At 64.7% G+C, this 3571-nt stretch carries 3 protein-coding genes; all 3 read left to right on the top strand.

The window, feature by feature from the left end; all coding sequences use genetic code 11:
* The first annotated feature begins 127 nt into the window (after positions 1 to 127).
* Genes istA through A5779_RS04310 form a run of 3 tightly spaced genes read left to right on the top strand, consistent with a single transcriptional unit; the run spans position 128 to position 3453 of the window.
* The gene (istA, locus tag A5779_RS04320) at positions 128 to 1753 is read left to right on the top strand and encodes an IS21 family transposase (RefSeq protein ID WP_064879319.1); all 1626 of its coding nucleotides are present in this window, start codon (positions 128 to 130) and stop codon (positions 1751 to 1753) included.
* Positions 1750 to 2577, top strand: a complete 828-nt coding sequence (istB, locus tag A5779_RS04315; RefSeq protein ID WP_064879317.1) for an IS21-like element helper ATPase IstB — start codon at positions 1750 to 1752, stop codon at positions 2575 to 2577. The genes istA and istB overlap by 4 nt, the downstream gene beginning before the upstream one ends.
* Before the next feature lie 60 nt (positions 2578 to 2637).
* The gene (locus tag A5779_RS04310; protein ID WP_165609740.1) at positions 2638 to 3453 is read left to right on the top strand and encodes a nucleotidyltransferase domain-containing protein; all 816 of its coding nucleotides are present in this window, start codon (positions 2638 to 2640) and stop codon (positions 3451 to 3453) included.
* Positions 3454 to 3571: the final 118 nt, after the last annotated feature.

Below are 3571 nucleotides of genomic sequence, written 5' to 3'. Positions count from 1 at the left end.
TTGACTTTGACTGCTGATTCGGGAGTCGTTTGATCACGAACTTCGGAGTCGGTGTTGTCGCGGCGAAGTCGTTGACTGTGAATTCGGGAGTCACCGGCTGTCCACGTGGTGCGGGTTAAGTCGGGTTGTGCGGCCTCCGGGGTCGAAGGTGGAGCTGTATGCAGCGATCCGCCGGGATGCCCGCGCCGGGAAGTCGGCGCGGGCGATTCAGCGTGAGTACCGGGTGTCGTGGACGACAGTGCAGAAAGCCCTGGGGTCGGCCTGGCCGAGCGAGCGGAAGCACTACCCCGATCGGGGCAGCAAGATCGATGACTACCGCGAAGTCATCGACGGCTGGTTACGCGCGGATCTGACCGCCCCTCGCAAGCAGCGCCACACGGCCAAGCGGATCTTCGATCGCCTCCGTGAGGAGCATCAAGCCGACGTGTCGTATTCACGGGTGCGGGCATATGTGTCGGTGCGCCGCGGCGAGATCCTGGCCGAATCCGGCCGAGCCCCGGTCGAGGTGTTCGTGCCGCAATCGCACCGCCCCGGCGATGAAGCCGAGGTCGACTTCGGTGATGTGGTGATCGAGCTGCGCGGTCAGCCGGTCACGTGCACGTTGTTCTCGCTGCGGCTGTCGTTCTCCGGCCGCGCGGTGCACCGGGTGTTCCTCTCAGCCGGGCAGGAGGCGTTCCTGGAGGGCCATGTGCACGCCTTCGAGGTTCTCGGTGGGGTTCCGTTCGGCCGGATTCGGTACGACAACTTGAAATCGGCGGTCTCGGCGGTGCTGGGTTTGTCACGTCATCGGGTAGAAAACGATCGCTGGGTAGCGTTTCGCTCCCACTACGGCATCGAGGCGTTCTATTGCCAGCCCGGCATCGAGGGCGCTCACGAGAAGGGCGGGGTGGAAGGCCAGATCGGTTGGTTTCGCCGCAACCACTTCGTGCCGGTCCCGCAGGTCGAATCGATCGCCGAACTCAACGCCATGATCGACAAGTGGGACGCCGATGACCTGGACCGCCGTATCGGCGCCCGCGTCCGCACCGTCGGTGAACTGTTCACCGTGGAGGCGCCGCTGTTGACGCCGCTGCCTGATGCCGCGTTTGAGACCGGCCGCTGGTTCAACCTGAGAGTGGATCGGCACAGCCAGATCACAGTGCGCACCAACCGATACTCGGTGCCGGTCCGGTTCGCCGGCCGCCAGGTGCGGGTGCAGCTGCACGCTTCGCATCTGGAGGTGTACTGCGACCGCCAGCTGATCGCCACTCATGAACGCCTGCCGGGGAAGGCCGAAACCCGTCTGGAGTTGGATCACTACCTGGAGATCCTGTTGCGCAAGCCCGGCGCCCTGCCAGGGTCAACGGCCCTGGAGCAGGCCCGCGCGGCCGGGCGGTTCACCCCGGTGCACGACGCCTGGTGGGCCACCGCCCGCAAGACCCACGGCGACGCCGCAGGCACCCGCGAACTGATCGAGGTGCTGCTCGCGCACCGCCACCTACCTCACGAGGTGCTGGTCATCGGGTTGGCCCGCGCCCTGGCCGCCGGAGCACTCACCGCCGATGCCGTCGTCTTGGAGGCGCGGAAGGCCTCTGAAGACAACACCTCTGAACAAACCGGCGAACATCACGAAACCGGCGACGACACCGAGGCGGTGGCGTCGCTGACCGCACGACGGCTAGCCACGCTGCCCACCGATTCCCGGCCGCCGCCCTCGGTCGCGGCCTACGACACTCTGCTGCGCAACCCCAGGAAGGACACCACCACGCCATGACCACCACGACTCCCGTGAGCACCAGCCTGCCGCACCGGCGCGGACTGACCGAACAGGCCTCCGACGCCGCAGTCGAGCAGGCCTGCCGGATGTTGCGCCTGCCCACGATCCGCGCCAACTTCGCCGAACTGGCCGATGAGGCCGCCGCCGAGCAGATGTCCTATCGGGGATTCCTGGCCGAGCTGTTGATGGCCGAATGCGACGACCGGGCCCGGCGCCGCGCTGCGCGGCGGATCAAAGGCGCGGGGTTTCCCCGCGATAAGTCGTTGCGGACCTGGAACTTCGACGCCAACCCACACGTCGACGCCGCCGCGATCCACACTCTGGCAAAATGTGAATGGGTCAAGAAAGGGTTGCCACTGTGTTTGATCGGCGACTCAGGCACCGGCAAAAGCCATCTGCTGATCGCATTGGGCACCGAGGCGGCGATGGCCGGCCACCGGGTGAAGTACACGCTGGCCACCAAGCTGGTCAACGAACTCGTCGAAGCCTCCGACGACAGACAGCTGTCCAAAACCATCGCCCGCTACGGCCGCGTTGACTTGCTCTGCATCGACGAACTGGGCTACATGGAACTCGACCGCCGCGGCGCCGAGCTGCTGTTCCAGGTACTCACCGAACGAGAAGAGAAAGCCTCGGTGGCGATCGCCTCCAACGAGAGTTTCTCGGGCTGGACCAAAACGTTCACCGACCCACGGTTGTGCGCAGCCATCGTGGACCGACTCACGTTCGGCGGCAACATCATCGAAACCGGCACCGACTCCTTCCGCCTGGCCCAGACCCGCGCGAAGGCCGGTGAACGGACCAAGCCCACCGTTGACTAGAGAACCCTCAATCAGCATGCTGCGCACTCGTGGCGCTCGACCCCTGGCACCATGAGACAGGTGGACGGGCAAGCCGCGGCAGTGATCGCAACCTACCTCGACCTGGCAGACCAGCATGCTGACGGTCTCATCGAGGCGCTATACCTTGAAGGATCACTCGCCCTCGGCGATTTTCAGGCCGGAACCAGCGACATCGACTTCATTGCCGTCACTACGGACCAACCCGACAGCGCGGCACTCGACGCACTCCATCACGTCCACGAAGAGCTCGCCACGCGTCACCACCGGCCCTTCTTCGACGGCATCTATCTCACCTGGCCCCAAGTGGCCGCCGGACCCACATCCGTTCACAACCCGCCCGCCAGTCACGAAGGCCGATTCATATCCACATCGTCACCGGAAAAGGCCAACCCGGTGACGTGGCACACGCTGGCACAGCACGCGATCACCTGCCGAGGCCCCTCACCATCGCAACTCGACATCTGGACCGACTCCACCGAACTAGCCGCCTGGCAGAACACCAACCTCGACGAATACTGGCTGCGCAACCTCACCCGCGCCCGCAGGCTGCTGAACCCGTCGAGTCTGGCATTGCTCACCGACTACGGCACCGTCTGGACCGTCACCGGCATCGCCCGACTGCACTACACCATCGCAACCGAAAAGATTGCCTCGAAGACCCAAGCAGCCCAGTACGCGCTCAACACGTTCCCCCAGCAATGGCACCCCGTCATCCGCGAGGCCTTACGAGTCCGCACCCGCGAACACTCCAAACCGCTCTACACCAACCGCCTCCGGCGCCGACGCGACATCCTTTCCTTCGGACACATGGCCATCACCGACGCCCACCGCATCTACACCGAACACCAACCATGACCCCATAGCCGCCAAAGCAACAGTGACTCCCAAATTCGTGAGCACCAGACCGCCTCCCAAGTCCTCAGTGCCTCCCGAATTCATGGTCAAATGACTCCCGAATCCACGAGCAAAATCA

The organism is Mycolicibacterium peregrinum (genome assembly GCF_001665625.1).
Classification (GTDB): Bacteria; Actinomycetota; Actinomycetes; order Mycobacteriales; family Mycobacteriaceae; genus Mycobacterium; species Mycobacterium peregrinum_B.
This window is presented reverse-complemented; position numbering and strand designations above follow the sequence as displayed.

What these genes read in the sequence shown, in the direction of transcription:
- istB (WP_064879317.1), top strand. Translation starts at nt 1,750, where the DNA reads ATGACCACCACGACTCCCGTGAGCACCAGCCTGCCGCACCGGCGCGGA.